Consider the following 27,000-nt stretch of genomic DNA (forward strand, 5'->3'; position numbering starts at 1 on the left):
TATCTCTATATGCTAAGATGCGCAAATATGCATTTTTAGCCCGATGACCGTCGCCGATCCCGCCGCCAGCCGTTTCTTCCTGGAGCGACGTGGACGCGCCGCTCATGCGCCCACTTCTCCCCTGCTCGCCTTGACCTTCATCAATGCGGTCGGCGCGGCGGCCTTCGCCTTTTGCCTGACCGGAGCGTTGACCGGCCATGCCGCCCTCCCCGCCATCCTTGGGCTCGCTGCGGCGCTGACCTTACGGGCCCTGGCCGCCTGGGCGACGACGCGTCTGGCCGCGCGACACGCCCTGCGGGTGAAGACACAGATGCGGCGCGAGGCGCTGGGTGCGGTGCTGGGTCGCAGCCGTGGCGCCCCCGCCTCGCTAGGAGAAGCGGCAGCAGCCGTGGTGGATGAGATCGACGCCGTCGACGGCTACTTCACCCAGTTCCAGCCCGCCGGTCTCGAGGCGCGGGTCGGCCCATTGCTGATCGCCGTCGCCGTGGCGCTGGTCAGTCCGATCAGCGCCGCCATCCTCCTGGCCACCCTTGTCCCGTTCGCGGCGATCATGGCGCTGGCCGGCGGCGCGGCCAGCGCAGAGGCCACCCGCCAGTTCGAGGCCCTGGCGCGGCTCTCGGGTCACTTTGTGGATCGGGTCCGGGCGCTGCCGGTCATCCTGACCTACCAGGCCGAAGCGCAGGAGACCGCCCAGGTCGCCCGGGCCGCCGAGGCGGTCAGCGCCCGGACCCTGGGAGTACTGAGGATCGCCTTCATCTCCACGGCGGCGCTGGAGTTCTTCGCCGCCCTGGCCGTCGCCCTGGTCGCTGTCTATTGCGGGTTTTCGCTTCTGGGCCTGTTGCCGTTCAAGGTTCCTGAGACCCTGGACTTCCGCCGCGCCTTCTTCGCCCTGGCCCTGGCGCCGGAGTTCTATGCACCCTTGCGGAAGCTGGCGGGCGCCTATCACGAGAAGCAGTTGGGCGAGGCCGCTGCTGAACGCCTTCGCCCCTTCTTCGCCAATCCACCCCCAGAAACGCCGAACACCCTGGCGCTGATCACGGACACGGCGCCGGAGGTCCGACTGCGCGATCTCAGCCTGCGCTTCGGCGATCTCGTCATCGGACCTCTCGACGCCCTCGCCCCTGCCGGCCGGATCACGGCGATCGTCGGGCCCACGGGGTCAGGCAAGTCTTCGTTGCTCGCCGCGATCCTTGGCCTGACGCCGCTGGAAACCGGGTCCGTCGAGGTCGGCGGAGCGCGTTTAGCTGACACTGGAGGGTTTACCGGCCTGTCAGCCTGGGTCGGCCAGGCGCCCGCCTTCCTCCCCGGCTCGCTGCTCGACAACCTGATGGCGGCTTCACCCTTGGTCTCGCAAGACATGGCGCTGGCCATGGCGAATTCGGTCGGCCTTGGTCCAGCATTGGCCCGAAGGTCCGAGGGGGGAGATACGCCCTTGGATGAACGCGGCTCAGGCCTTTCAGGCGGAGAGCGTCGTCGCCTCGCCCTCGCCCGCGCCCTTCTGAAGCCCGCGCCCCTGCTCCTGCTGGATGAACCGACGTCCGATCTCGACGCCGTCGCCGAGGCCGAGATCATCGCCATGATCCGGGGAGCGGCAGGTGGGCGGACGGTGATCGTCGCCACCCACTCCGAGACCCTGGCCGCCGCCGCCGACCATGTCGTGCGCCTGTCATGAGCGCGCCCTCTCCGATCGGCGAGTTCCTGGCCCGTCAGGTGCGTTTGCGCCGTGGCGACCTGGTGGTCGCCGCTGCCGCCGGTGTGACGACCGCCGCAGCCACCACTCTTCTGCTCGGACTGTCCGGCTGGTTCCTGGCCGGTGCGGCCATTGCGGGGTCGGCCGGCGCAACCGCCGTGCGGGCTTTCAACTACCTGCTGCCGAGCGCCGCACTTCGCGGCCTGGCGATTGCGCGAACGGCGGGTCGCTACGGCGAGCGTCTCTTCAGCCATCGTGCCGCCTTTCGAGCGCTCGCCGCCTTGCGGCCGGCGCTCTTCGCCGGGCTGGCGGCAGCCCCGCCGGCCAATTCTCTGGCGCTGTCCTCCGGCGAGGCGTCCGCGCGCTTGGTCCAGGACGTCAACGTCCTGGAGACGGTCTTTGTGCGGCGCTCGGCGCCCTGGGCCGCCGCCGCGGCGGCTGGGTCGGCCTGCGCCGTGATCGCCCTTGGCTCGGTATGGGCCGCACTCGCCTTTCTCGTTGGCCTGGCGGCGCAGATCTTCATCGGTCGACGGATGGCCCAGCGTGTCACGGCCGAGCCCGGACGCGACCAACTGCGGGCCGCCGGCCGTCTGAAGGATGGTCTGGGGGCCTATCTGGCCGCCGCGCCCGAGTTGCACTGCTTCGCCCTGACCCCACGCGCCATCGACGCCCTGATGGCGCACGACGCCGCCCTTGGGATCGCCGGCCAGCAACGCAGCGACGCCGAGGCGATGCTGGCGCTGCTGCAGGCTGCGTTGAGCGGCGTCACGCTCGTGGTCGTCGCGGGCCTGGTCTCCCAGGCCAGCCTTCCACTCGCAGCGCTCGCTGTTCTGGCGGCTCTGGCCGGGATGGAGGGTGTGGCGGGGTTGCTGCGCGCGGCCCAGCAGCAGGGCGCCTATCGCGAGGCGGTGGCGCGGCTTGATGCGGTGCTGGTCAATCAAGGCTGGGCGCCGAGGGCTCCGCCGTCAGCGGCTTGGTTCGAAATCGACGGCCGGCTGCTGGGACCCGGAGGTCGGCTTGGCGTCAGCGGACCGTCCGGCTCCGGCAAGACCCGCACGCTTGAAGCGCTCGTCGGCCTCCGCATCGCGCCGGCCGGCCGGTTCCGGGTCGGGGAGACGCCTCTCGAGGCCGCGCCGCTGGGCTGGGCGCGACCGCTGTTCGCCTATGCCCCGCAGGATGCGCGCCTTGTGACCGGCACCGTCGCGGAGAACTTGCGCCTCGCTTCTCCGGGCGCGGATGACGCTGCCCTATGGGACGCCCTGGCCGACGCTCAGCTGGACGCACGAGTCAGGCGCCTACCGCAGGGATTGGCGACCTGGATCGGCGATGGCGGTGAAATGCTCTCCGGCGGGGAACGGCGGCGCCTCTCCCTGGCCCGGGCCTATCTGCGCGAGGCGCCTTGGTTGTTGCTGGATGAGCCGACGGAAGGTCTCGACCGAGGCATGGAGTCGGAGGTTGTCGCGGCCCTTGATCGGCGTTTAGCGCGCACGGGTCAGGGCGCGATCATTGTCAGCCATCGGCCCGCGCCCCTCGCGCTCTGTCGCGACATCCTGGATGTCTCGGGCCGCCTATAGGCCAAGCGCGCGCCACGCCACATAGGCGGCGACCAGCAGGACCAGCCCGGCGAACAGCCGGCGCCCTAGAACGACGTGGCCAGCCAGCAGTCCCGCCCCGCGGACACCCAATGCGCCGCCGCCCAGGCCCCCTAATATGAGGAGGAGGGCGATCGGCCAGTTCACTTGGCCGGAGGCGGCGTAGTTCAGCGATGTCGCCGCGCCGAACACGGACACCGACAGCAGCGACGAGGCCGCTGCATTGGCCAGGGTCATTCCGGTCGCCGCCATCAGGCCCGGGACAATCAGAAAGCCGCCGCCGATGCCGAAGAACCCCGCGGCCAGGCCGGTCAGCACGCCCAAGGGCGCCAGCTTCATCATCAAGGGCAAGTTGATGTGGACGTCGGGGTCGCCCACGGACTTGGGCCGTCGCAGCATGGAGAGGGCGATGGCCGCCATGGCGGCGGCGAAGAACAGCAAGAGCCTCTGACCATCGATCGCCTTGGCCAGGCTAGAGCCCAGGAACGAGCCGAGCAGGCCCGCGCCGGCGAACACTGTCGCGCAAGGCCATTTGACCCGGCCGCCCCGGCCATGGCCCAGGAGGTTGATCGCCGCGTTGACCGCCACGGCGGCGGCCGAGGTGCCGATCGCCACGTGCGGATCGCGGATACCAACAACGTAGAGCAGGAGCGGCGTCGCCAGCACCGAGCCGCCCCCGCCGAACAAGCCGAGCAGCGCGCCGACGACGGCGCCGCTCATCAGGGCCGAGACGATCATGAAGGCGGACATGGCGGCAAAGACCGATCAGGCTTGTATATGCGTATATTTGCATATATGTTCTTAGCCCTACGCGCAACCTGAGACTTCGACAATGTCCGACCCAATGGCCTCGTCCGATCCCGCCGCGACCCACGCATCTGCAGTCATCGCGCGGGCCTTCGCCGATCCGACCTTGCGACCTCAGGTCAAGGCCTTCTTCGACGAGGCCACCTTCACGGTCAGCTATGTGGTGAGAGACCCGGGCTCCAAGGCCTGCGCGATCATCGATAGCGTGCTCGATTATGACCCCGCTTCGGGCCGGACGTCGCATGGCTCGGCCGATGCCGTAATCGCCTATGTGCGGGACGAGGGCCTGGAGGTCGTGTGGCAGCTTGAGACCCACGCCCACGCCGACCACCTTTCGGCGGCGCCCTATCTTCAGGCCGCCCTGGGCGGACAGTTGGCGATCGGCGCCGAGATCGTCCATGTCCAGCAGACCTTCGGGACGCTGTTCAACGTCGGCTCTGACTTCGCCCGCGATGGTCGCCAGTTCGATCACCTGTTTGACGACGGTGAAGCCTTCGCGATTGGCGGGCTTCGTGCGCTGGCCCTCCACGTGCCCGGCCACACCCCCGCCTGCATGGCCTATGTGATCGGGGCCGCCGTCTTTGTCGGCGATACCCTGTTCATGCCCGACTACGGTACGGCGCGCTGCGACTTCCCCGGCGGCGACGCCGCAACCCTCTATCGCTCAATCCAGCGGCTGCTCGCCTTGCCAGAGGCCACGCAGGTCTTCCTGTGCCATGACTACAAGGCGCCGGAGCGGGCCGAGTTTGCGTGGGAGACAACGATAGGCGACGAGAAGCGGGACAATGTCCATGTCCATGCCGGGGTCAGCGAGGCCGCCTTTGTGGCGCTGCGCGAGGCGCGCGACAGGACGTTGGGCATGCCCCGGCTGATCCTGCCCTCGGTCCAGGTCAATATGCGCGGCGGCCATCTGCCGGAGCCGGAAGATAACGGGGTTCGCTATTTGAAGATTCCCCTCAACGCCGTTTGATGCGTTCGATGATCAAAGCCCTCCCCCTCATTCTCGCCGTTTCGCTCGCACTGCTGGCCCCGCCCGCCCTCGCCGAACCCACGCATGTGATGGTTCGGGCACAGGCCCAGGACGCCAAATTCATCGGCGATCACGTGGGTGGGTTCAGGTCACCCTCTCCGACGCGCGAACCGGCAAGGTGCTGGCGAAGGGGCTGATCCGCGGCGGCACGGGCGATACGCCCCGCATCATGAGAGCGCCGAGGGTTCGCGGCGCGCAGCTGGCGGACGCCGACGCGGCCGGGCTAGACGCTGTCGTGGATATCTCGGAGCCGACGCTGGTCCACATTGGAGCTGTTGGCCCTATTGGAAACCGACAGCCTCGGTCGAGGTCTCGTCAACCCTACGGGTTATCCCCGGCAGAGACATCGCTGGCGATGGCGTAACGTTGACCTTTCCCGGCCAGCGGAACCGGCCGACTTGCGCCAGGTCAAGACGGGGTCGCGATGGCGGGCCCATGAAGGCGGGTCAGACCGGGAGGCCAACGGGAGCACAACATGGGCCGCGCAGCCGTCGTGACGGGTGAGAGCCGAGGCCTAGCGATCTGCGAACGCTTGAAGAGCGACGCCCTTCGGGTCGCGGGCGCCTACTGCGGAGACGATGAAGCCGCGACGCGCCGCCGGCAGAATCTCGCCATCACGGTGCTGGTCGCTCCCGCGGCGCCGGACATCCTCGAGGCGATCAAGGCGCAATTCCCCGTCGGCCGGCTGGGCCGTCCCGAGGAGATCGCACGCGGCGTGGCCTTCCTGGTCGATGAAGCGCAGGGTTTCATCACGGGCTCGACGCTGAGCGCGAACGGCGGCCAGTATCTGGCCTTAGCGTCTGTACCGGCAACCTGAGGTCAATTCCCATGCATAGCTGCAACGCGGACTATCGAACCCATGGCTGGCGACAGGCGCTGATCGCGCGTTGCAAGGGCCTGTCGCCCGTCGAGACGGCCGTCGCCCATCCCTGTGACGCCACAGCCCTGGAGGCCGCGGTCCAGGCGGCCCGAAGGGGCTTGATCGTACCCATCCTTATCGGACCCGAAGCGAAGATTCGCGCCACGGCCGCCGCCGCGGGCGTCGATATCGCGGGATTCAGGCTCGAAAACACGCCCCACAGCCACGCGGCCGCCGCGCGGGCCGTGAGCCTCGTCCGCGCCGGCGAGGCTCGCCTCCTGATGAAGGGATCACTGCACACCGATGAGCTGATGCACGAAGTCCTGGCCGCCGATACCGGCCTGCGCACGGCGCGGCGGGTCAGCCACGTCTATCTCATGGATGTGCCCAGGTATCCGCGACCTCTGATGATCACCGACGCGGCGATCAACATCGCACCTACGCTCGATGACAAGCGAGACATCGTCCAGAACGCGATCGACCTGGCGCACATCCTTGGCATCGCTCAGCCGCGTGTCGCCATCCTGTCAGCCGTCGAGACGGTAACCTCCAAACTGCAGTCAACGTTGGATGCGGCGGCCCTCTGCAAGATGGCCGATCGCGGCCAGATCACTGGCGCCTTGCTCGATGGGCCGCTGGGCTTCGACAACGCGATCAGCCCCGAGGCGGCGGCGGAAAAGAACATCACCTCTGCGGTCGCGGGCTGCGCCGACATCCTGATCGTGCCTGACCTCGTAGCCGGTAACCTGCTGGCGAAGCAGCTGACGTTCCTGGCCGGCGCCGACGCGGCGGGCGTGGTGGTCGGCGCCCGAGCGCCGATCATCCTGACCAGCCGCGCCGATTCTGAGACCGCTCGCATCGGCTCGTGCGCGGTGGCGGTCCTGATGGCTCACGCCCAGGCGACGGCGATCCCGGTTGTTGGGGCATGACGCAGGCGATCCTCACCCTGAACGCCGGATCATCCAGCGTGAAATTCGCCCTCTATCGCATGAGCGAATGCGACCTTTCCCTCACCTGCCACGGCAAAATCGAGGGTATCGGGACTGCGCCGCACCTCATCGCGCGGGATGCGGCCGACCACGTCCTTGCCGACCGAAGGTGGGTCGACGGCGCAGCTCTGACCCATGAGGAGCTGCTCGGGCCTCTGTTGACCTTCGTTGATGTCCATCTGGGAGAGGACCGGCTCGCGGCCATTGGTCATCGGGTCGTCCATGGCGGCCTGCGCTACGCAGCGCCGGTGTTGATCGACGCTGCGGTGTTTACAGCTCTGGAGGAGCTATCTCCGCTCGCGCCGCTGCACCAGCCGCACAACCTCAAGGCGGTGCGGGCCGTGGGCGCCCTCAGGCCCGGCGCGATTCAGATCGCCTGTTTCGACACGGCCTTCCATCATGATCATGAGGCCGTGGTGACGCGGTTCGCCATACCCCGGATCTGGCACGAGCGGGGCGTGCGCCGCTACGGCTTCCACGGGCTGTCTTACGAGTTCATCGCCGAAAGGCTTCGCAGCCTCGATCCTGCCCTGGCTGGGGGTCGGTGCATCGTCGCCCATCTCGGCTCCGGCGCGAGTCTCTGCGCTCTGCGCGACGGCCGCAGCATCGACACGACCATGGGCTTCACCGCCCTGGACGGTTTGATGATGGGCACGCGCTGCGGCGCCATCGACCCAGGCGTGCTTCTCTATCTGCAGCGCGCGGGCATGATGACGCCGGACGCCGTCGAAACCCTGCTCTACGAACAGTCGGGTCTGCTCGGCGTCTCCGGGATTTCGAGCGACATGCGCGATCTGCTGGCCAGCCCTGACCCCCGCGCCCGAGAGGCGATCGATCTCTTCGCGTTTCGGGTCGCGCGCGAGGTCGGCGCGATGCTGGCCTCCCTAGGCGGCCTTGACGGATTCATCTTCACGGCGGGCATAGGCGAGAACGCGCCGCTGGTGCGCGCCGCGATCGCCGCCCGGCTTGGCTGGACCGGCCTGGAGCTTGATGCAGCCGCCAATCTGGCCGGCGCCGGACGGATCAGCACGGACGCCAGCCGGATCACGGCGTGGGTGATGGCGACCGACGAAGAAGCCATGATCGCGCATCATACAGCCACCTTCGTGACCGGGGCCCGCGGGTCGTGAGCCTCGGGCTCGCCGCCGCGCGCCCGCCGGTCCCCCCACCGGCCAGGCAGGCCCTCTGAGACCGAGGCTTTCAAAGCTGAATGGCGCCGCCTGCCTCAAGGCCTCGCTCAGCTGCCCATGGATGAACATCGGTCCAAATCCATGATGGCCCCTCCGGGGTGACGACGGGCCCGCCGGTCGATATCGACCGGCGCCTGGGCTGCAAGGGGATCATCTGCGCGCCAAGCCATCTGACCGTCGCCAATACTGAACCAACCGCCTCGCTACGTGCGCTGAGTTGACGCCAATCAAGTGGACGGGTGCGCCCAAGCCCACATTGCAGGGCGCGAATGGCGCAGGATGAGCGTTGGAGACCGTCCCATGGACGACAAAGCAATCCACCCAAATTACTGGGAGCCTGGCCTGGACGCCACGGAAACCGGCGTCACGGTCGAACCGGGCGTTGTCAGCCTCGCCGGCCGGTTCGACACCTGCGCCCAGAAGGTCGTCGCATGAGCTGCGGCCAAGCCTCGAGGTCAGCCCAGTCTCCGGCTGACCTCAGCCTCGACCTTTACGACTCCCTTATGCCGGCGGCCCGAAGCCCGTCTCGAACCCTGATCACGATTAGGAGGACGTTGCAGCCTGGCCGTGGCTCACCCACGGCGATCATGAGGCTGACATGCTCGATCTAATCTATCTGGCGCTGGGAGTCGGCGTCCTCACCGCCTTCGCCGGCTACGCCGCGGCCCTGAGGCGCATCTGATGCTGGAGAACCTGATCTGGGGCTTCGGCGCCCTCGTCATCGGCGGCTACATGGTGGTCGCCCTTCTCCGTCCGGAGAAGTTCTGATGGATCCCCGGGGCTGGGCGGAGATCGCCCTCACCATCATTATCACCATCGCCGTCGCGTGGCCGCTGGGGGCCTACCTGGCCCGTGTTTGGGCTGGCGAACGGACCTGGCTTGACCCGGTCTTGAGACCTGTCGAGCGGCTCCTCTACGGCGCCGCCGGCGTGAAGGCTGACAAGGGGCAAACTTGGCTGGGCTACGCCTTCAGCTTCCTGGCCTTCAGCATCGCCAGCTTCGTGACCCTGTTCCTGATCCTGCGGTTCCAGAATCTGTTGCCGCTGAATCCCCAAGGGTTCGCAGGGCTGTCGCCCGACCTGGCGTTCAACACGGCGATCAGCTTCGTCTCCAACACCAACTGGCAATCCTACGTGCCGGAAACCACGGTCTCGACCTTCAGCCAGATGGCGGGCCTGACGACCCATAACTTCCTGTCGGCGGCGGCCGGCATTGCGATCGCCTGCGCCGTCGCGCGCGCCTTCGTGGCGAACCGTGCGGAGACGCTGGGCGACTTCTGGGTCGATCTCACCCGGATCAGCCTCTACGTCTTGCTGCCGTTCTCGCTCCTGATCGCCGTCGCGCTGATGGCCCTGGGCCTGCCGCAGAGCCTCGACGCCAATGTCGTCGCGCACACCGTCGAGGGCGGAAAGCAGACCATCGCCCTTTTCCCCGCCGCCAGTCAGGAGGCCATCAAGCAATTGGGTACGAACGGCGGCGGCGTCTTCAACGCCAATTCAGCGCACCCTTTCGAAAATCCGAACGCGATCACCAATCTGATCGAGATCGTGGCGATGAACGCGCTGTCCCTCGCCTGCGTCTTCGCTTTCGGCCGTACCGTCCTGGCCCGTAAGGAAGCCCGCGCCATCGTCGCCGTCATGGTCATCCTGCTCAGCTGCGGCGCGGGCGTCATCTACGCCGCGGAGACCCAAGCTCCGCCGGCCCTGGCCGCCGCCCATGCCGACACCTCGGTGAACATGGAAGGCAAGGAAGTCCGCTTCGGCGCGGCGTCCACCGCGATGTTCGCCGCCGCCACCACCGGCGCGTCCGATGGCGCGGTCAACGGGATGCATGACAGCTTCATGCCGCTTGGCGGCGGCATGGCGCTCTTCCTGATCCAACTCGGCGAGATCCTGCCGGGCGGCGTCGGTTCAGGCCTCTATGGCATGGTGGTGATGGCGCTGATCGCGGTTTTCGTGGCGGGCCTGATGGTCGGCCGCACGCCGGAATACCTCGGCAAGAAGATCGAGGCCCGCGAGATCAAATACGCCATGCTGGCGGTTCTTGTCCTGCCGCTGGCGATCCTCAGCTTCACCAGCGTCGCCGCGGTCCTGCCCGTGGCGCTCAAGGGCCTGGCCAACCCCGGCGCCCACGGCCTGACCGAGATGCTCTACGCCTATTCCTCGGCGGCGGGGAACAATGGGTCGGCCTTCGCCGGCCTCAGCGCCAACAGCCCCTGGTGGAACACGACGCTCGGCGTCGCGATGCTGCTCGGACGCTTCGCCTATGTCCTGCCGGTGCTGGCTATCGCCGGATCCTTGGCGGCGAAGCCGAAGCTGGGCGCCACCACCGGCACCTTCCCCACGGACGGACCGTTGTTCATCGGCCTGTTGATCGGCGTGATTCTGATCATGGGCGGTCTGCAGTTCTTCCCCGCCCTCGCCCTTGGCCCGATCGTCGAGCACTTCCAAGCGCTCCAGACGATCGCGGCCCACTGAACCTGAATCGGGCAACCGCAATGACCATGACCTCAACCGTTCCCGGCCGCACCGCCGGCCTGGGGGGCGGCTTCTCCGCCGCCATGCTTGGGCGCGCCGCCGGCGACGCCTTCGTAAAGCTCAATCCGCGCAAGCTGCTGGGCAATCCAGTGATCTTCGCCACCGAGATCGTCGCCGTCCTGGCGACCATCTCGACCGTGATCGCATTCCAGAAGCATGGCGCCTGGGGCTTCGCCTTGCAGATCTCGATGTGGCTTTGGGCCACCGTGCTGTTCGCCAACTTCGCCGAAAGCGTCGCTGAAGGTCGGGGCAAGGCCGCCGCGGACAGTCTGCGGGCCACCCGCGTTACGACCAAGGCGAAGCTCATCATCGACGAGAGGACCGGCACGATCGTTCCGACGCCCGCTCACGAGCTCGGCGTCGGCCAGGTCGTCCTGGTGGAAGCCGGCGACGTCATCCCGTCCGACGGCGAAATCATCGAAGGCGTCGCATCCGTGAACGAGGCCGCCATCACGGGCGAGAGCGCACCGGTCATCCGGGAGAGCGGGGGCGACCGATCAGCCGTGACCGGCGGCACCACGGTCGTCTCCGACTGGCTGAAGATTCGCATCACCTCCGAGGCGGGATCCACGTTCCTCGACCGGATGATCGCCATGGTCGAGGGCGCCGACCGTCGGAAGACTCCCAACGAGATCGCGCTCGCCGTCCTGCTGGCCGGCCTGACCCTGATCTTCCTGATCGCGGTGGTGACCCTGCTGGGCCTGGGCGCCTACTCGGGCGTGAAGCTTGATCCCATGATCCTGGGCGCGCTGTTCATCTGCCTCATCCCCACCACGATCGGCGGCCTGTTGTCAGCCGTCGGCATCGCCGGGATGGATCGTCTGCTCAAGGTCAATGTGCTGGCGACCTCCGGCCGCGCGGTCGAGGCGGCCGGCGACGTCGACACGCTGCTCCTGGACAAGACCGGCACCATCACCTTCGGCAACCGCATGGCCACCGAACTCGTCCCCGTGGGCGGGGTTCGGCCCGACATGCTCCTTCGCGCGACCCTGCTGGCGTCGCTGGGCGACGAGACCCCGGAAGGACGCTCGATCGTCGAACTGGCCCGCAACCAGGGCCTCACCCTGGAAACGCCGGCTGACGCCAAGGTCATTCCGTTCAGCGCCACCACCCGGCAGTCGGGCCTCGACTCCGGCGGCCATAGCTGGCGCAAGGGCGCCGTCGATGCGGTGCTGAAAGAATCGGGTCTTGAGCCCCGCCAGGCCCCGGCGGAGTTCAACGCCGCGGTGGACCGGATCGCCCGTTCCGGCGGCACGCCGCTGGCGGTCAGCGAGAACGGCGTCCTGTTCGGCGTCATCCACCTCAAGGACGTGGTGAAGCCCAACGTGAAGGCGCGGTTCGCCGACCTCCGTCGCATGGGCCTGCGCACCGTGATGATCACCGGCGACAACCCCGTCACCGCCGCCGCCATCGCTTCAGAGGCTGGCGTGGACGACTTCCTCGCCGAGGCGACGCCGGAGGACAAGCTGCGGCTGATCCGCGAAGAACAGGGCAAGGGCCGCCTGGTCGCGATGTGCGGAGACGGCGCCAACGACGCCCCGGCCCTCGCTCAGTCCGACGTCGGCGTGGCCATGCAGACCGGCGCCCAGGCCGCCCGCGAGGCCGGCAACATGGTCGATCTGGACAGCGACCCCACCAAGGTCATCGAGATCGTCGAGGTCGGCAAACAGATGCTGATCACGCGCGGCGCACTGACCACCTTCTCCATCGCCAACGATGTCGCCAAGTATTTCGCGATTATCCCGGCTCTGTTCGTGGCGACCCTGCCCGCCTTGGGAGCCATGAACGTCATGGGGCTTTCCAGTCCGGAAAGCGCCATCCTGTCGGCCGTGATCTTCAATGCGCTGGTAATCATCGCCCTGATCCCGCTCGCCCTTCGGGGCGTGAAGTACCGCGCGGTCGGGGCCGGCAAGCTCCTGCAGCGCAATCTGCTCATCTATGGCCTCGGCGGCGTCATCGCCCCCTTCGTCGGCATCAAGCTCATCGACCTGATCGTCTCAGGCCTGGGCCTCGCGTGAGGACTCCCATGCTCGCTCAAATCCGCCCCGCTCTGGTGGTCACCCTGGTCTTCACCCTGTTGCTGGGGGTCGCCTACCCTCTCGCCGTCACCGGCGTCGGCAAACTTGCCTTCCCCGCCCAGGCGGGCGGCAGCCTGATCCACGACCAGGCCGGCCAGGTGATCGGCTCAGCCCTGCTCGGCCAGAACTTCTCGGACGCGAAATACCTCCACCCTCGGCCCTCAGCGGCCGGATCGGACGGCTATGACGCCTCAGCCTCCTCGGGGTCCAATCTGGGGCCCCTGAACCCCGCGTTGATCGAACGGATCGGCAAATCCGCAAGCGATCTCGCCGGGGAGGGCGCGAACCCGATCCCCGCGGATGCTCTGACGACGTCGGGCTCCGGCCTGGACCCTGACGTCTCGCCGGCCAACGCAGCCCGGCAGGCCGCGCGCATAGCCGCCGCCCGTGGCGTCTCGCCCGCTGAGGTCGATCGGGTGCTCAAGGGGGCGACCACCAGCCCCTGGCTGGGTGTGTTCGGTCAGGCCCGGGTGACGGTCCTGAAGGCCAACCTCGCCCTCGACGCGGCCTTCCCCGCGGCGCAACCTCCGGCGCAATGACCGAACCTCGCAGGCCAGATCCCGACGCCCTGCTGGCGGCCGCCGCCAAGCCGGGTCGGGGCCGCCTGAAGGTCTTCCTCGGCATGTCGCCGGGGGTGGGCAAGACTTATGAGATGCTGCGCGCCGCCCGCCGCCGAAAGGCCGAGGGCGGCGACGTGGTTGTCGGCGTCGTCGAAACCCATGGCCGAAAAGACACCCAGAGCCTGTTGCGCGGGCTGGAGGTCATCCCCCGCAAGCCGATCCCCCACCGCGAACGCACCTTGCTCGAGTTCGACATCGACGCGGCGATCGCCCGTAAGCCGGACCTCCTGCTCGTTGACGAATACGCCCATTCCAATGCGCCGGGCTCACGCCATCCCAAGCGCTGGCAGGACGTCGAGGAGTTGCTGGCCGCTGGGCTCGACGTCTGGACGACGCTGAACGTCCAGCACCTGGAGAGTCTGGTCGACGTGGTCTGGAAGATCACGGGCGTCCGTCAGCGCGAAACGGTCCCGGATGGCGCGCTCTCCCGCGCCGACGAGATCGAGTTGATCGACATTACGCCGGCCGAACTTCGCCAACGGATGGCCGAAGGCAAGGTCTACCTGCCCGACACCGCACGCACGGCGGCGGACCGCTTCTTCAAGATCGAGAACCTCACGGCGTTGCGCGAGATGGCGCTGCGCCGCGCCGCCCAGACCGTGGACGACCAGCTGATCCACGCCATGAAGGTGGCCGGCGTCGAAGGCCCATGGGCGGCGGGCGAGCGCATTCTCGTCCTGGTGGGCCCCGACGCCATGGCGGCGTCGCTCGTCCGGGCCGGTCGGCGACTGTCGGACATGATGATGGACGCGCCCTGGACGGTGGCCCACGTCGAGCGGCCGAACCTGGCGCCGCCGGCGCCCGCCGCCGCGCAGAAACTGCGTGAGGCGCTCAAGCTCGCCGAACAACTCGGCGGATCAACCGTCGCCTTGAGCGGCGACGATCTGGTGGCGACCGTTCTGGACTACGCCAGCCGCAACAACCTCACCCAGATCGTCGTGGGCAAGTCGCACCGGCCCCGTTGGCGTCCGTTCGGGCGGGACTTGATCAGCGCCTTGCTCGGAGAGACCCGCGGCGCCGCCGTCCATGTGATCACGGAGACGGCGGACGGCGGCGGCGTTCAGCCGCCGCCTCGCCCGGCGCCCCGCTCAATACCGTGGGTCGGTCATCTCGGCGCCTTGGCCTGCGTCGCCGTCGCCGGCGGCGTCGCCCACTTCGTCGACCAGTCGATCGAGAGCGCCAACCTCGCCATGGTCTTCATGCTGAGTGTCTTGATCGCCGGCCTGGCGTTCGGCCTGTGGCCGGCGGTCACCGCCGCCGCCACGGCGGCCTTCGTCTACAACTTCTTCTTCCTGTCGCCCCGTCTCACCCTGGCGATCGGCCATCCGGCGGACGTGCTGACCTTTGCGGTGTTCTTTGCGGTCGCCATGACCACCGGCTGGCTCACCGGGCGGGTGCGCGACCAGGCCCGCGCCGTATCCCGGCGCGCCGCCGGAATATCCGCCGTCCTCCTGGCCACCCGCAGACTGTCCGCAGCCGCCCAGGCGGCGGACGCGGCCACGGCGCTGGCCGAACAACTGGCCGCCGCCACCAGCAGCGGCGCCGTGGTTCTCACGCCCGCCGGCGAAGACATCGCCATCGCCGCCGCCTCCCCGCCCCTCGCCGCCCTGTCGGCTGGCGACATGGCCGCTGCGCGCTGGAGCTGGGAGAAGGGAGAGCCCACCGGCGCCGGCACCGGCACCCTGCCCAACGCCTCCTGGACCTTCCGGCCGCTGCAGGGGGTGAAGTCGAGGGCGGGCGTGGTCGGCGTCGAGCCTAAAGCCGTCGCCACAGAGGACGGCGAGCGGTTTGTGAGCGCCCTCCTCGACCAGGGCGCCGTAGCCCTGGAACGGGCCGAGTTCGCCGCCGCGGCCGCTGGCGCGGAGGCCTTGCGGCGCAGCGACCGGCTTCGCTCGGCGCTGTTCAACTCCATCAGCCACGATCTGCGCACGCCGCTCTCAACCGTGCTGGGCTCGGCCACCACCCTCATCGACTTTGGCGCATCCCTGACCGCTAAGGTTCGCGCGGACCTGCTGCTGTCGATCCGCGAAGAAGCTGAACGGCTCAATCGCTACGTCGGCGACCTGCTGGACATGACTCGCCTTGAGGGCGGCGCGCTGACCACCCGGCGCGAATGGATCGACATCCGTGACGTCCTACGCGCCGCCGTCGAGCGGGTTCAGCGCCGGCTGGAGGGTCGGAAGGTCGATCAGGACTTCCCAGAGAGCCTGTCGCTGGTGATGGCCGACGCTTCACTTCTGGAGCAGGCCCTGGTGAACATCCTGGAAAACGCCATCGCCTACAGCCCGGACAAGACCACCATCGAGGTCGCGGCCTATGAGGATCGCGGGAATGTCGTCATCAGCATCGAGGACGAGGGCCGCGGCATCCCAACCCCGGAGCTTGAGCGGGTCTTCGAACGGTTCCGGCGCATGGAGGAAGCCACCGACCGCGGCAAGGGCGCCGGCCTGGGCCTTGCGATCTCCAAGGGTTTCGTGGAAGCCATGGGCGGCCGGATCGCCGCCGCGAGCCCGATCCACGGCGCGCTCGGCACGCGCATCCTGATCAGCTTGCCCAAGGAGCGAGCTACGCCTGAAGGCCTGCTTTGAGCGCACATAAGCCCCGTATCCTCGTCATCGACGACGAGCCTCAGATCCACCGCTTCCTTGGTCCCGCACTGGATGCCAGCGGCTATGAGCATGTGCGCGCCGAGACCGCCGCAGACGGCCTGCGCGAGATCGCCCGCAAGGCGCCGGACGTTGTGGTGCTCGACCTCGGTCTGCCGGACATGGACGGCAAGCAGACGTTGGAAAGGGCGCGCGCCTTCTACAAGGGGCCGATCATCATTCTGTCGGCCCGCGACCGAGAAACCGAGAAGATCGACGCCCTGGACCTCGGCGCGAACGACTACGTCGAGAAGCCCTTTGGCGTGGGCGAACTCCTGGCCCGAATTCGCGCCGCCCTGCGCAGCCAGGTTCAGGATCGCGGCGCTGAACCGGTCGTCGCTGTCGGGGATCTGACCATTGACCTCGTAAAGCGCCTGGTGACGCGACACGGAACGCCGATACGTCTGTCCCCTCGCGAATACGATTTGCTGGCGCAACTGGTCGAGGGCGGCGGCAAGGTCGTGACCCATCGGCAACTGTTGACCGCCGTCTGGGGACCCGCCCACGAACAGGACGTGCAATACCTTCGTGTCTTCGTAGGCCAGCTTCGGCAGAAAATAGAACCAAACCCGGCTCAGCCCACCCTGATCCTCACTGAAGCCGGCGTGGGCTACCGATGGCTCGGGCGATAGGTGCGAAAGATGGAGGTCGGCGATCGGCCTCACGGCTCAGGGCGATCTCCAAAGCACGGCGCCGAGGATAGCCATCGCTGGACAGTTTCGACCTGCTCGCCTGAGATTTGGTGCCCCAGCCCGTCGACCGACTGAAATCTTGCGTCGAAGCCGGCCGCCGCCAAGCGCTGCTGAGCGTCCTGACCTTCGGCCCACGGGATCACCCGGTCTGCGGTCCCGTGACTGATGAACAGTCGCGGCGAACCGTCGTGCGCCGTCTCTACGGAATTCGCCAGCCGGCCCGCGAGCGCCACGCCCGAGCCAAAACTGTGGCCCGAGGCGGCTAGACCCAGTGTGAGGATCGCGCCCTGGCTGAAGCCGAGCAGCGTCAGGGATCGCCACGAGAGGTTTTCGGCGGCCAGCAGGGCCTCCAATCGTCCGACCAGCCGCGGCAGTGCGCGGGTCACGCGCTCCGCCCGGTTGTCAGGGGTCACACCCCGCACGGAAAACCACTGCCGGCCGTCTCCGCCGCCATCGAACGGCTCAGGCCCATCGAGCAGCACGCAGATGCGACGCGGGTCGGCGGCGCAGAGGGCCTGCGCGATGGGCGACAAGTCGGCGCCCGAAGCGCCGACGCCATGCAGCAGCACGATGAGAGTTTCGCCTTTCGGCGGGCCAAGACGCAGGCCGAGGCCATCAGCGGGATGAGGTTCAAAGGTCATTGCGGGCTCCGAAAACTGTTGCGCCGCCCAGGCGCGGGCCTGGGCTGACGCTGGTCGCTCGTTATTTGCCGAGGCCAAGCTGGGTCATGTAGGTCTGGTTGTCCCAGAACAGATATTCCTCATCCATGGTCCCGTTGGTCCAATGGCTGACCGTGGCCATGGGCAGTTTGAAGGTCTTGCCCGTCGGCGCGATCGGACCGTCTGGCGTGGGCATCGGCGCGGTGAACGTGCCCTCCATCACACCCGTCACCGACGTCCACTCCCCCTGAGCCAGGCGAACCGGGTGCTGCTTGATGCGCGTGTCGGGCGCGTAGACGAACATCGCCTTCAGGTCGGCGATGTGGCGGTCGATCCCGGTTGTGACGTGGCCATCAGGCCAATGCACCGCCACATTCGCCGCGTGGCTCTCCTTCAGCCGCTCCCACTTCTGGTTCGAGAACACATCGAAATCGAGGGTGTCGAAGGTTTTCAGGTGCGCCTCGCCAATGGCTTCGGCGGCCTTGTAGCGGGCCAGCGCCGCCGCATCGGAGGCGGGGGTTTGGGCCAAAACGGGACCAGCGATCGCCAGGGCGGCGAGCCCGGCGATCAAGGCGCTCAGGCGCAGGTTTTCAAGACTCTTCACGGCGGTTGTCCTTGGGGTCTGCATAGGCCGGCGTGGCCGTGCTGCGATGAGCGCAAGATGCCGCCATTGCCGCCCATTCGAAATTGACCAATGTTGCAGCACCGCTATGCGAAAACGGAGAGGCGACATGGATTGGGAAGACCTCAAGACCTTCCTCGCCGTCGCCCGCCACGGCAGTCTGTCGGCCGGCGCTCGGGCGCTTGCGGTCAGTCAGGCGACCATGGGCCGGCGCCTCGACGCCTTGCACGCCCGGATCGGCGCCAAGCTTTTGCAGCGGACACCCTCGGGCTTCGCGCTGACGCCGGCCGGCGAACGCATCCTGGCCTCGGTCGAACGCATGGAGTTCGAAGCGAACAGCGTCGAACGCACCATTGGCGGCGAGGACGTCAGGCTCGAGGGCTTGGTGCGGGTCACGACCGTAGAGACCTTCGGCGCACGGATCGTGGTCCCCGCGCTGGCGGGCTTGCAGACCTCCCACCCCGGCATTGTCGTCGAGTTGATCACCGACACACGGTCCCTGAGCCTGGCGCGGCGCGAGGCGGACATCGCCATTCGCCTCGCGCCCTTTGAGCAGCACGCCGCGGTCGTCAGCCACATCGCCGACATGGCCTTTGGCCTCTATGCGGCGGATGCCTACCTGGCGGCGCACGGCACGCCCGATCTCGCCGTCGAGGGCGGCGCCGGCCATCGGCTGATCAACTTTCAGGATGATCTCAGCGGCCTGGCCGAGGCGACCTGGATCAGACGCATCGCGCCCAAGGCGACGCCGGCGCTTAAGGCCAACAGCCGCGATGTGCAGCTGAACGCCTGTGTCGCCGGCTTCGGATTGGCGGCCTTGCCTCGTTATCTGGCTGACGCTGTCGTGGGATTGCGCCTCTTGCCCACCGCCGTCACGCCACCCGTGCGAGAAGTCTGGCTGGGCGTGCACAAGGACATGCGGGCGACGCCGAGAATCCGCGCGGTGTTGGAGGCCGTCACAACCGGCATCCGCGCACAGGCCCGTGCGCTGTCACCTCGGGCAGGCGCGCACGATCAGGGGCAAGGCCGCTAGGCGGGAAGTCTTTCCGCGTCGCGCACGACCGAATGGGCGACATCGACGAAGATTTCCAGCGCAGCGCTTTGATCGCCGACCCGTGAGCTCAGAATCAGGGGTGAGGAGACCCGCTCGACAAGCGCTCGGAAGGTGACGTCGGGATGGGTGAAGTAGCGCGCGCCGTCAGGCGCAAGGCTGACCGCTTCTCCCGCCGCCACCAGCGTCATGGCGGTCTGCAGATCGCGAACCTCGATGAGCGCGCTGGGCGCCAATCCATGGTCCGCCAGAACGGTCAGCATCGTGCCGCCGAAGCTCGGCCTCGTATCGTTTGGGAAAATGGCGAAGGGCTCACGCGCAAGGTCCGCAAGCGACACCGCCGGCAGGGTGGCCAGGCGATGGCGCGTGGGCACGGCGGCCAGCAAGGGCTCTTCGCGCAGGACCACCCGATGGACCGCGGCGTCATCGATCCGCACTCGACCAAAGCCGACATCGATCAATCCGGCCTTCAAGGCGCCGATCTGCTCGAGACTGTTGAGCTCAATCAGAGACACCCGCGCCTGGGGTAAGACTTCCCTGAAGCGCCGAAGGATGGACGGCAACGGCGAGGGTATCGCCGAGGGCGGCGCCGCCACGCGGACGAACGGTCGCTCAATCTGGGTAAGCTCCTTCATCGCCAGTTCGAGGCCCTCGACACGGGCCAAGATCATGCGCGCCTGTTCGAGCAGGAACTTTCCCGCCTGAGTCAGGGCCAGGGGCCGCGCCCCGCGATCGATCAGCGAGACGCCAAGCTCAGTCTCCAGTTCGTGGACGCGCCGACTGAGCGGCGGTTGCGACATGTTCAGCTGCTGGGCCGCTCGCGTGAAGCCGCCAGCGTCCGCGACAGCGACAAAATACCGAAGTCGCTTCAGATCCATCAGCCCCCCAGAGTCCCGAGCTTCATACCAAAACGGCATGATGGCTACGACCGAAACAGTGTTTCACCCGAGCTTCTGCCTGGGTCTACCATCGTCGCGACCGCCGCCCGCAAGACGACGCGCCGCCCGCTAAACGCTCCGGGCATCACGAGCGCTAAAGGGAAAACGCTTCATGTCGAACCCAGCACACAGCGCTCAAACGGCGCATACGCACAAGGTTCTCGCGGCGATCGCCCGCGAACCCCGTGCCCCGCTTGTGGTTGAGGAAGGCCGGATCGAGGATCCTCGCGCCGACGAGATTCTCGTGCGCGTGGTCGCCACCGGCGTATGCCATACGGATATTGTGGTCCGAAATCAGGACTTTTCAGCGCCACTTCCGATGGTGCTCGGCCACGAAGGCGCCGGCGTCGTCGAGGCCGTCGGCGCTGCAGTCACCGAGGTTGTCCCAGGCGACCATGTGGTGATGACTTACATGTGGTGCGGGCACTGCCACACCTGCGCGTCGGGGCATCCCGCGCATTGCGAGAACATGGGCCCGCTCAACTTCGGCGGCGGCCGCCTCGACGGATCGACAGCGACGACTGACGTCGCGGGCAAGCCCCTTCACGATCACTTCTTCGGCCAATCCTCTTTCGCCACCCTGGCGCTGGCCAATGAGAAGAACATCGTCAAGGTCGATAAGGATGCGCCGCTCGAGCTGCTTGGGCCTCTTGGGTGCGGCATCCAGACGGGCGCCGGCGCGGTGCTCCAGGCGCTCGACGTCAAGGCCGGAACAAGCTTCGCCGCCTTTGGCGCAGGGGCCGTTGGCTTGGCTGCGGTCATGGCGGCCCGGGTCGCGGGCGCGACGACAATTATCGCCGTCGACGTGACGCCTAGCCGGCTCGAACTGGCCAAGACGCTCGGCGCGACCCACGTCATCAACAGCCGCGAGGCCGATCCCGTCGCAGCCATCCGTGAGATCACAGGCAACGGCGCCGACTACACCTTGGAATGCAGCGGCCGCGCCGCAGTGCTCCGCCAGGCGATCGACGCGCTCGGCTCCATGGGCGCTTGCGGCATCGTCGGGGCCACCAAGGAAGGCACCGAGGTGGCCTTCAACGTCAACGATGTGATGATCCCCGGTCGCCGCATCATCGGCATCGTCCAGGGCGACGTGATCTCCAAGACCTTCATTCCGAAGCTGATCGCCCTGCATGCGCAAGGTCGTTTCCCCTTCGACAAGCTTGTCCGCTTTTACGACTTCGCCCAGGTCAACGAGGCCATCGCCGATTCCGAAAGCGGCGTGACCATCAAGCCGATCTTGCGGATGCCCGCCTGACCGTCCGCCCCCTTTTATGAGTATCCCGTCATGGAAACCCAACTGATCATCGACAATGTCGGCCGGCCCGCGTCGTCGGCGAAGACCTTTGAGCGTCGTGGCGCGGTGTCGGGCGCGCTCGTCACCACCGCGGCCGCGGCGACCGTTCAGGACGCCCGCGACGCTGCCGCGTCTGCGGCTGCCGCCTTCAAGACCTGGTCACGCACCGGGCCGACGGAGCGGCGGCGAATTCTGCTCAAGGCCGCGGACATCTTGGAAGGAAAGGTCGATGCCTTTCGTGTCGCCATGGCCGAGGAAATTGGGTCGGCCGACGCCTGGGCGTTCTTCAACGTGATGGGCTCGGCCGCGCTGCTTCGCGAGGCGGCCGGCCTGACCACGCAGATTCAGGGCGAGACCATTCCGACGGACAAGCCGGGCGTTCTGTCGATGACGCTGCGCCAGCCCGTCGGGGTTATCCTCAGCATCGTGCCGTGGAACGGCCCGGTCCTCCTGGCCGCGCGCGCCATCGCCTACCCTATCGCCTGCGGAAACACCGTCGTTTTCAAGGCATCCGAGAGCAGCCCCAAGACCCACGCCCTGCTCGCCGAGGCCTTCTATGAGGCCGGCCTGCCGCCCGGCGTGCTCAACTTCCTGACCAATGCTCCGGAAGACGCCGCCGACATCATCGACGTCCTGATCGCACACACGGCTGTGCGTCGTATCAACTTCACCGGCTCGACCCGCGTCGGCCGCATCATCGCCGAAAAGGCGGCCGCGCAGCTGAAGCCATGCCTGCTCGAACTGGGCGGCAAGGCGCCGTTCGTGGTTCTGGACGACGCCGACATCGACGGCGCCGTATCGGCCGCGATTTTTGGGTCGTTCCTCTATCAAGGCCAGATTTGCATGTCGACGGAACGGTTCGTCGTCGATGCGTCGGTCGCCGACGCCTTCGTCGCCCGTTTCGCCGAGCGTGCGGCGGCGCTGCCGGTGGGTGACCCCGCCAGTGGGGCCGCCAGCATCATCGGACCCGTCATCTCGAAAGCCTCCGGGTCGCGGATCAACGGCCTGATCGACGATGCCCTTACCAAGGGCGCGGTGTTGGCGACTGGCGGCAGGGCCGACGGCGCCCTCATGCCGGCGACGATCCTCGACCACGTCACCTCGGGCATGACGGTCTATGACGAGGAGACCTTTGGTCCGGTCACGACGGTTGTCCGCGTCAATGGGGTCGAAGAGGCCGTGCGTGTGGCCAACGACACCCTCTACGGCCTGTCGGCGGCGGTCTTTGGCCGCGATGTCACGCGCGCCCTGGATGTCGCCTCGCGGATCGAGTCCGGCTCGGTCCACATCAATGGCGCCACCGTGCAGAACGAACCGCAGGCGCCCTACGGCGGCATGAAACAGAGCGGCTATGGCCGCTTCGACGGCCGCGCAGTGATCGATCAATTTACCGAGGTGAAATGGGTGACCATCGAGCCTTCCAACCAGCCCTACCCGTTCTAGCGGCGAAGCGCGCGTCACCACGGCGCGCCCTGCCCCCTACCCTCCGATGAGCCGTCAACGGCGGCTTGATCAGGCTCCCCCAAGGACTGTTCTGATGATACCCGCACGCCTCCGCAACACGCTGCCGTCGCTGGCCGCGGTGCTCGTCGTCGCAGCGTCCGCCAGCGGCTGCGCGAGCTTCGGCGGTGCGTCAGCGCCGCGGGCGGCGTTGGTCGACCCGGTTCGCCTGTCCGCGCCCGCCACCCTCGGCGGCGCGGCGCTGTCCCCCGCCGCCTGGCCTAAAACGGACTGGTGGCGTCGCTACGGCGACCCTCAGTTGGACGCGCTGGTCGCCGAAGTCTTGACTGACAATCCCAGCCTTGGCGTCGCCCGGGCGCGATTAGATCAGGCTATCGCTTTCAGCGCCGCCAGCCGGGACTCGCAGAGCATTCAGGTCGGGTTCGCCGCCAAGGCCACGCAGCAACGCTTCAGCGCCCACGCGACAACACCGCATCCTTTGGCTGGGACCTGGGACTGGCTCGGCGAGGCTACAGCCACGGCGGGCTACGACCTCGACTTCTGGGGAAAGAACCGCAGTCTGGTCGAAGCCTCCGTCGATCGCCTCCATGCCGCGGAAATCGACAGGCAGGCCGCGCGGCTGATGCTGGCCCACGCCACGATCCAAACCTACTTCCGGCTCGCCCAGGCGCATGACCAGCTCGCCCTCTCCCTAATCGTCCTGGACGAGCGCCAGCAGGCGCGCGCCCTGGTCGGTCAGAGAGTGGCCGCGGGACTGGATTCCGAGGTCGATCGCGCGCAGGCGGAGGCGACCCTGCCGCCGGCGCGCCAGCAGGTCCTGGTCTGGCGGGAGACGATCGATCTCCTGCATTCGCAGCTGGCGGCGCTGGCCGGCAAGAGCCCGGACCGCGGACGCACGATCGCTCAGCCGACCCTGTCCTTAAGTCAGGCCGTCGCCCTGCCGTCTGCGGTCCCGGCGGAACTTCTCGGCCGCCGTCCCGACGTGGTGGCGCAGCGCTGGCGGGTCGAGGCCAGCCTGAAGGACATCAAGGCCGCTAAGGCCCAATTCTATCCGAACGTCAGCCTCAACGCCTACGTGGGTTATCAGGCCCTGGGCCTCGACAACTTGCTCCTGGGAGGCAGCCGGATCGCCGGAATCGGCCCCGCCGTCAGCCTGCCGCTGTTCGACGGCGGTCGCCTGCGCGCCGGCCTCAGCGCGCGCAACGCCGAGCATGATCTGGCCGTCGAGCAGTACAATCAGACCCTGATCGAGGCGATGCGCGAGGTTGTCGATCAGATCACCGCCCAACAATGGTTCGCACAGCAGAAGGCGCAACAGCTGGAAGCCGCGCAGACCGCAGAGGCGGCCTATGACCTGGCCCTGCAACGCTACGGCCAGGGGCTGACGCCATTTCTTCAGGTGCTGACCGCGCACAGTCAGGCCCTGGCGCAGAAAAAGCTGCTGATCGACCTCGAGGTCCGGGCGCTGCAACTGGACGCCAGCCTGGCGCACGCCCTCGGCGGCGGCGTCCTCGAAGGCTGATCGGAAGACCATGACCCAGACCCCATGTTCCGGCCGCGTCGCCACGCCGATATCCTCGTTCCTGTCTCGACACCGCGCCGCCGTCGTGCTGGCCGCTGTGCTCGTCGCGGCGTTAGCCTACTTCGCCTGTCGGGCCCTGATCTGGGATCGTGGCCTGGTGATCACGGAGGACGCCTACGTTGAAGGCAACCTCGTTCAGGTCACCCCGCAGGCCGCCGGCACGGTCATCGCAATCGGCGCCGACAACACCGACATCGTTCAGGCCGGCCAGCTCCTGGTCCGCCTCAACCCGCTTGATGCGGACCTCGCGCTCGATCGCGCGGAGGCGCAATTGGCGCGCGCCGTGCGGCAGGTTCGCGGTCAGTTCGCCGTGGCCGGCCAGATGCGGGCGGCGATTGACCAGAGACGCGTCGATCTTGCCCGCGCGCAGACCGATTACGAGCGGCGCGCGCCGCTCGGCAGGACGGGCGCCGTCTCCCAGGAGGACATCAAGCACGCCGAGGAAACCCTGCGCGCCGCCCAAGCTGCGCTGATGGCCGCCCAGCAGCAGGCCGCGGCCAATGAGGCGCTCGTCGACGGCATGAGCTTGGAAGCCCACCCTGACGTCGCGGTCGCCGCCGCCCAGGTGCGGGACGCCTATATCGCCGTTCACCGGTCCGATCTGCTGGCCCCGGTCACCGGCATGGTCACGAAGCGGGCGGTCCAGGTGGGCCAGCGCGTTACGCCCGGCGCGGCGCTGATGACGATCGCCCCGCTCGACCAGGTCTGGGTCACGGCCAACTTCAAGGAATCACAACTCGCCCATCTGCGGATCGGTCAACCGGTCCGTCTCACAGCCGACCTCTATGGGAGCGCCGTGGCCTACACGGGCCGCGTCGTCGGATTGGACGCAGGAACCGGCGCGGCCTTCGCCCTGTTGCCCGCCCAGAACGCCACGGGCAACTGGATCAAGACCGTGCAGCGCGTCCCGGTTCGCATCGCGCTGGATCGCGGGCGCCTGAGCGCCCACCCTCTCCGCATCGGTCTGTCGATGCGCGTCGCCGTCGACACCCATGCGCCCTCGCCGGCTAACCGGCCCGCGCCAGTCGTCGCCCAGACCTACAGCACAGCGGTCTTCGACCATGAAGACGCCGGGGCCCGTGATCGCGTCCGCCAGATCATTGCGCGCAACCTGGCGGCGTCAGCCCGGTCATGACCCAGGCGCGGGTCTCTCCCCTCGCGCTCAGGGCGACGATTCTGCTGCTCTCGGGCCTTGAGTTCCTGCACGCCGGGGCGATCGCCTTCGCTGCTGGACCGATCATGGGCGAGATCGCAGCGTCGCCGGAAGAATTCAGCATGACCACAGCGGGCTACGCCGCCGTGGCGGTGCTGACGATCGCCAAGCAGCGCTGGCTGGTCGAGCGGCTGGGCTGGCGGCGCTACGTCCAGCTTTCCTTGGTGGTCTTCTCTGTCGGCGCCGTGATCTGCGCCAACAGCCGCGACTTTGGAGAGTTCCTGCTCGGACGGTGCGTGATGGGACTTGGCGGCGCGGCGTTCATGACTTCTGCCCGGGTCATGGTGCAGCACATTGCGCCAGGACCCGGGCGCTTCGGCGGCATCAAGTTCTTCGCCAGCGGCCTGGCCGCGGGCATCGCTCTCGCCCCCGGCCTGGCGGCGCTCGCCGTCGCCCACGACTCCTGGAACGCGATCTTCTACGTCCTGGCCGCATTGGCGATGATCGCCGCCCTGCTCGCGTCCTTCGCCTTGCCGACGGAAACCGTAGCGCTCCACGAACGCTCCCAGTCGCATCCCGTCCTCGCGGCCGCCCTCGCCGGAGGCAGCTTCCTGCTGCTGTTCGTGCTTCAACGCCTGCAATACGACATCTACGCCAACCTCTGGCTGCTCCTATTGGGGCTCGGCGCCGCGACACTGCTCCTTGGACACGCCTTCCGCGCGATGCGCCGCCACCAGCGCCCTTTGCTGGCGCTGAGCGCGCTGGCCCAATCACGGTATCTGACCGGCGTGGCCATCTATTTCGTCTGTTACGTCACCCTGGGCGCCAACAACTACATGCTCCCGGTCCTCATGCAGCGGACGCTGGGCTTTGCCTGGCAAGTGGTGGGCGGCGTCCAGAGCCTCGGCTTGGCCGCGGCGCTGGCGACCTGGTTCATCCTCAGCCAGACTTTTCCACGTTGGCCGAAGCCGAAGAAGTACTTCGTCATCGGCTTTCTGGCGCTCGCGGGCTTCGGCTGGCGGCTGTCGACCCTCACGCTGGAGGCGGACCTATCGACCCAGGTGCTTCCCGCCCTGGCGCTGAACGGCGCCTTCCTCATGCTGCTGATGGCCACCACCGCTGCGCAGACCTTTCGCGACTTCCAGCATGACGAGGCGATCATGACCAACGCCCAGCAGTTGAAGAACATGGTGGGCCAACTGGGAACCGCGGTCGGGGTCGCGTTCGCGACCCTGCTTCTGCAATGGCGCACCGCAGAGCACTACACGGCGCTGAACAACCGTTTCAGCCTCGCCTCGACGGCCTACAATGAGGCGAACCAGGCCCTGGCCAACGCCATGGCGCCGCATCTGGCCGCCGGCCAGGCGAGCGCGGCCGCCCTCGCGATGCTGGCGCAGCAGCTGGCTCAACAGGCCGGCTTGATGGCCTGTCTCGACTATTTCGCTCTCATCGCCGTCGTCGGAGTTGTCGGCGCGGCGGTCATGGGCCTGCAACGGGTCATGGAATAG

At 67.7% G+C, this 27,000-nt stretch carries 23 protein-coding genes; 19 read left to right on the top strand and 4 right to left on the bottom strand.

The window, feature by feature from the left end; all coding sequences use genetic code 11:
* The first annotated feature begins 43 nt into the window (after positions 1 to 43).
* Both cydD and BN1313_RS11800 read left to right on the top strand, forming a co-directional pair.
* The gene (gene cydD / locus BN1313_RS11795) at positions 44 to 1,672 is read left to right on the top strand and encodes a thiol reductant ABC exporter subunit CydD (RefSeq protein WP_091740784.1); all 1,629 of its coding nucleotides are present in this window, start codon (positions 44 to 46) and stop codon (positions 1,670 to 1,672) included.
* A complete protein-coding gene (locus BN1313_RS11800; protein WP_091740787.1) occupies positions 1,669 to 3,264 on the top strand; it encodes an ATP-binding cassette domain-containing protein in 1,596 nt (531 codons plus the stop codon). Before cydD ends, BN1313_RS11800 begins: the two co-directional genes overlap by 4 nt.
* On the opposite strand, the gene BN1313_RS11805 is transcribed toward BN1313_RS11800, so the two are convergent.
* Positions 3,259 to 4,032: a sulfite exporter TauE/SafE family protein gene (locus BN1313_RS11805; protein ID WP_091740789.1), complete on the bottom strand. Its 774-nt coding sequence runs from the start codon at positions 4,030 to 4,032 to the stop codon at positions 3,259 to 3,261. The genes BN1313_RS11800 and BN1313_RS11805 overlap by 6 nt on opposite strands.
* Positions 4,033 to 4,114: 82 nt before the next feature.
* On the opposite strand from BN1313_RS11805, the gene BN1313_RS11810 reads away from it, so the two are divergent.
* The 11 genes from BN1313_RS11810 to BN1313_RS11850 all read left to right on the top strand — a co-directional run bounded on the left by BN1313_RS11810 (position 4,115) and on the right by BN1313_RS11850 (position 16,669).
* Entirely contained in the window at positions 4,115 to 5,059 is a 945-nt protein-coding gene (locus BN1313_RS11810; protein ID WP_245620180.1) for an MBL fold metallo-hydrolase, read from the top strand.
* Positions 5,060 to 5,594: 535 nt separating this feature from the next.
* Entirely contained in the window at positions 5,595 to 5,936 is a 342-nt protein-coding gene (locus tag BN1313_RS11815) for an SDR family oxidoreductase (RefSeq protein ID WP_091740796.1), read from the top strand.
* Positions 5,937 to 5,947: 11 nt separating this feature from the next.
* On the top strand, positions 5,948 to 6,907 hold the full coding sequence (locus tag BN1313_RS11820; protein WP_091740799.1) for a bifunctional enoyl-CoA hydratase/phosphate acetyltransferase: 960 nt from the start codon (positions 5,948 to 5,950) through the stop codon (positions 6,905 to 6,907).
* Positions 6,904 to 8,097, top strand: a complete 1,194-nt coding sequence (locus tag BN1313_RS11825) for an acetate/propionate family kinase (protein ID WP_091740802.1) — start codon at positions 6,904 to 6,906, stop codon at positions 8,095 to 8,097. The genes BN1313_RS11820 and BN1313_RS11825 overlap by 4 nt, the downstream gene beginning before the upstream one ends.
* A 360-nt stretch (positions 8,098 to 8,457) precedes the next feature.
* Positions 8,458 to 8,592, top strand: a complete 135-nt coding sequence (locus tag BN1313_RS16985; protein ID WP_281176479.1) for a hypothetical protein — start codon at positions 8,458 to 8,460, stop codon at positions 8,590 to 8,592.
* Between the two features lie 246 nt (positions 8,593 to 8,838).
* On the top strand, positions 8,839 to 8,925 hold the full coding sequence (locus BN1313_RS17120; protein WP_141653158.1) for a potassium-transporting ATPase subunit F: 87 nt from the start codon (positions 8,839 to 8,841) through the stop codon (positions 8,923 to 8,925).
* Positions 8,925 to 10,634 carry a potassium-transporting ATPase subunit KdpA gene (gene kdpA / locus BN1313_RS11830; RefSeq protein WP_091740805.1) on the top strand — a complete coding sequence of 570 codons (1,710 nt, stop codon included), beginning with the start codon at positions 8,925 to 8,927 and terminating at the stop codon, positions 10,632 to 10,634. The genes BN1313_RS17120 and kdpA overlap by 1 nt, the downstream gene beginning before the upstream one ends.
* 26 nt (positions 10,635 to 10,660) lie before the next feature.
* Positions 10,661 to 12,712 (top strand): potassium-transporting ATPase subunit KdpB, encoded by a 2,052-nt coding sequence (gene kdpB, locus BN1313_RS11835; RefSeq protein WP_245620181.1) that lies wholly within the window; start codon positions 10,661 to 10,663, stop codon positions 12,710 to 12,712.
* Between the two features lie 8 nt (positions 12,713 to 12,720).
* A complete protein-coding gene (gene kdpC, locus BN1313_RS11840; RefSeq protein ID WP_091740811.1) occupies positions 12,721 to 13,311 on the top strand; it encodes a potassium-transporting ATPase subunit KdpC in 591 nt (196 codons plus the stop codon).
* Positions 13,308 to 15,980: a sensor histidine kinase gene (locus BN1313_RS11845; RefSeq protein WP_091740814.1), complete on the top strand. Its 2,673-nt coding sequence runs from the start codon at positions 13,308 to 13,310 to the stop codon at positions 15,978 to 15,980. Before kdpC ends, BN1313_RS11845 begins: the two co-directional genes overlap by 4 nt.
* Positions 15,977 to 16,669: a response regulator gene (locus BN1313_RS11850; protein WP_091740817.1), complete on the top strand. Its 693-nt coding sequence runs from the start codon at positions 15,977 to 15,979 to the stop codon at positions 16,667 to 16,669. Before BN1313_RS11845 ends, BN1313_RS11850 begins: the two co-directional genes overlap by 4 nt.
* Before the next feature lie 29 nt (positions 16,670 to 16,698).
* Here the strand turns inward: BN1313_RS11850 and BN1313_RS11855 are convergent, their stop codons facing one another.
* The gene (locus BN1313_RS11855; RefSeq protein ID WP_091740820.1) at positions 16,699 to 17,370 is read right to left on the bottom strand and encodes an alpha/beta hydrolase; all 672 of its coding nucleotides are present in this window, start codon (positions 17,368 to 17,370) and stop codon (positions 16,699 to 16,701) included.
* A 61-nt stretch (positions 17,371 to 17,431) separates the two neighbouring features.
* Positions 17,432 to 17,992 carry an ester cyclase gene (locus BN1313_RS11860; protein ID WP_218054359.1) on the bottom strand — a complete coding sequence of 187 codons (561 nt, stop codon included), beginning with the start codon at positions 17,990 to 17,992 and terminating at the stop codon, positions 17,432 to 17,434.
* Between the two features lie 127 nt (positions 17,993 to 18,119).
* Between BN1313_RS11860 and BN1313_RS11865 the strand changes: the two genes are divergently transcribed.
* Positions 18,120 to 19,043, top strand: a complete 924-nt coding sequence (locus tag BN1313_RS11865; RefSeq protein WP_176695986.1) for a LysR family transcriptional regulator — start codon at positions 18,120 to 18,122, stop codon at positions 19,041 to 19,043.
* On the opposite strand, the gene BN1313_RS11870 is transcribed toward BN1313_RS11865, so the two are convergent.
* The gene (locus BN1313_RS11870) at positions 19,040 to 19,939 is read right to left on the bottom strand and encodes a LysR family transcriptional regulator (protein WP_176695987.1); all 900 of its coding nucleotides are present in this window, start codon (positions 19,937 to 19,939) and stop codon (positions 19,040 to 19,042) included. The two genes, BN1313_RS11865 and BN1313_RS11870, sit on opposite strands and share 4 nt — an antisense overlap.
* Before the next feature lie 172 nt (positions 19,940 to 20,111).
* Here BN1313_RS11870 and BN1313_RS11875 point away from each other — a divergent pair, with 172 nt between their 5' ends.
* The 5 genes from BN1313_RS11875 (at position 20,112) to BN1313_RS11895 (ending at position 27,000) form a co-directional block, all read left to right on the top strand.
* Entirely contained in the window at positions 20,112 to 21,257 is a 1,146-nt protein-coding gene (locus BN1313_RS11875; protein ID WP_091740831.1) for an NAD(P)-dependent alcohol dehydrogenase, read from the top strand.
* Between the two features lie 30 nt (positions 21,258 to 21,287).
* Positions 21,288 to 22,739, top strand: a complete 1,452-nt coding sequence (locus BN1313_RS11880; protein WP_091740834.1) for an aldehyde dehydrogenase — start codon at positions 21,288 to 21,290, stop codon at positions 22,737 to 22,739.
* Between the two features lie 94 nt (positions 22,740 to 22,833).
* A complete protein-coding gene (locus BN1313_RS11885) occupies positions 22,834 to 24,279 on the top strand; it encodes an efflux transporter outer membrane subunit (protein ID WP_176695988.1) in 1,446 nt (481 codons plus the stop codon).
* 10 nt (positions 24,280 to 24,289) lie between these two features.
* Positions 24,290 to 25,474 carry an HlyD/EmrA/EmrK family protein gene (locus BN1313_RS11890; RefSeq protein WP_091740840.1) on the top strand — a complete coding sequence of 395 codons (1,185 nt, stop codon included), beginning with the start codon at positions 24,290 to 24,292 and terminating at the stop codon, positions 25,472 to 25,474.
* Positions 25,471 to 27,000: an MFS transporter gene (locus BN1313_RS11895; RefSeq protein WP_091740843.1), complete on the top strand. Its 1,530-nt coding sequence runs from the start codon at positions 25,471 to 25,473 to the stop codon at positions 26,998 to 27,000. Before BN1313_RS11890 ends, BN1313_RS11895 begins: the two co-directional genes overlap by 4 nt.

Source organism: Phenylobacterium immobile (ATCC 35973) (assembly GCF_001375595.1).
In the GTDB taxonomy this organism is placed as follows: domain Bacteria; phylum Pseudomonadota; class Alphaproteobacteria; order Caulobacterales; family Caulobacteraceae; genus Phenylobacterium; species Phenylobacterium immobile.

Excerpts from the sequence above, each read along its gene's own strand:
- cydD (WP_091740784.1), top strand. The coding sequence starts at position 44 with ATGACCGTCGCCGATCCCGCCGCCAGCCGTTTCTTCCTGGAGCGACGT.
- BN1313_RS11800 (WP_091740787.1), top strand. The coding sequence starts at position 1,669 with ATGAGCGCGCCCTCTCCGATCGGCGAGTTCCTGGCCCGTCAGGTGCGT.
- BN1313_RS11805 (WP_091740789.1), bottom strand. The coding sequence starts at position 4,032 with ATGTCCGCCTTCATGATCGTCTCGGCCCTGATGAGCGGCGCCGTCGTC.
- BN1313_RS11810 (WP_245620180.1), top strand. The coding sequence starts at position 4,115 with ATGTCCGACCCAATGGCCTCGTCCGATCCCGCCGCGACCCACGCATCT.
- BN1313_RS11815 (WP_091740796.1), top strand. The coding sequence starts at position 5,595 with ATGGGCCGCGCAGCCGTCGTGACGGGTGAGAGCCGAGGCCTAGCGATC.
- BN1313_RS11820 (WP_091740799.1), top strand. The coding sequence starts at position 5,948 with ATGCATAGCTGCAACGCGGACTATCGAACCCATGGCTGGCGACAGGCG.
- BN1313_RS11825 (WP_091740802.1), top strand. The coding sequence starts at position 6,904 with ATGACGCAGGCGATCCTCACCCTGAACGCCGGATCATCCAGCGTGAAA.
- BN1313_RS16985 (WP_281176479.1), top strand. The coding sequence starts at position 8,458 with ATGGACGACAAAGCAATCCACCCAAATTACTGGGAGCCTGGCCTGGAC.
- BN1313_RS17120 (WP_141653158.1), top strand. The coding sequence starts at position 8,839 with ATGCTGGAGAACCTGATCTGGGGCTTCGGCGCCCTCGTCATCGGCGGC.
- kdpA (WP_091740805.1), top strand. The coding sequence starts at position 8,925 with ATGGATCCCCGGGGCTGGGCGGAGATCGCCCTCACCATCATTATCACC.
- kdpB (WP_245620181.1), top strand. The coding sequence starts at position 10,661 with ATGACCTCAACCGTTCCCGGCCGCACCGCCGGCCTGGGGGGCGGCTTC.
- kdpC (WP_091740811.1), top strand. The coding sequence starts at position 12,721 with ATGCTCGCTCAAATCCGCCCCGCTCTGGTGGTCACCCTGGTCTTCACC.
- BN1313_RS11845 (WP_091740814.1), top strand. The coding sequence starts at position 13,308 with ATGACCGAACCTCGCAGGCCAGATCCCGACGCCCTGCTGGCGGCCGCC.
- BN1313_RS11855 (WP_091740820.1), bottom strand. The coding sequence starts at position 17,370 with ATGACCTTTGAACCTCATCCCGCTGATGGCCTCGGCCTGCGTCTTGGC.
- BN1313_RS11865 (WP_176695986.1), top strand. The coding sequence starts at position 18,120 with ATGGATTGGGAAGACCTCAAGACCTTCCTCGCCGTCGCCCGCCACGGC.
- BN1313_RS11870 (WP_176695987.1), bottom strand. The coding sequence starts at position 19,939 with ATGGATCTGAAGCGACTTCGGTATTTTGTCGCTGTCGCGGACGCTGGC.
- BN1313_RS11875 (WP_091740831.1), top strand. The coding sequence starts at position 20,112 with ATGTCGAACCCAGCACACAGCGCTCAAACGGCGCATACGCACAAGGTT.
- BN1313_RS11880 (WP_091740834.1), top strand. The coding sequence starts at position 21,288 with ATGGAAACCCAACTGATCATCGACAATGTCGGCCGGCCCGCGTCGTCG.
- BN1313_RS11885 (WP_176695988.1), top strand. The coding sequence starts at position 22,834 with ATGATACCCGCACGCCTCCGCAACACGCTGCCGTCGCTGGCCGCGGTG.
- BN1313_RS11890 (WP_091740840.1), top strand. The coding sequence starts at position 24,290 with ATGACCCAGACCCCATGTTCCGGCCGCGTCGCCACGCCGATATCCTCG.
- BN1313_RS11895 (WP_091740843.1), top strand. The coding sequence starts at position 25,471 with ATGACCCAGGCGCGGGTCTCTCCCCTCGCGCTCAGGGCGACGATTCTG.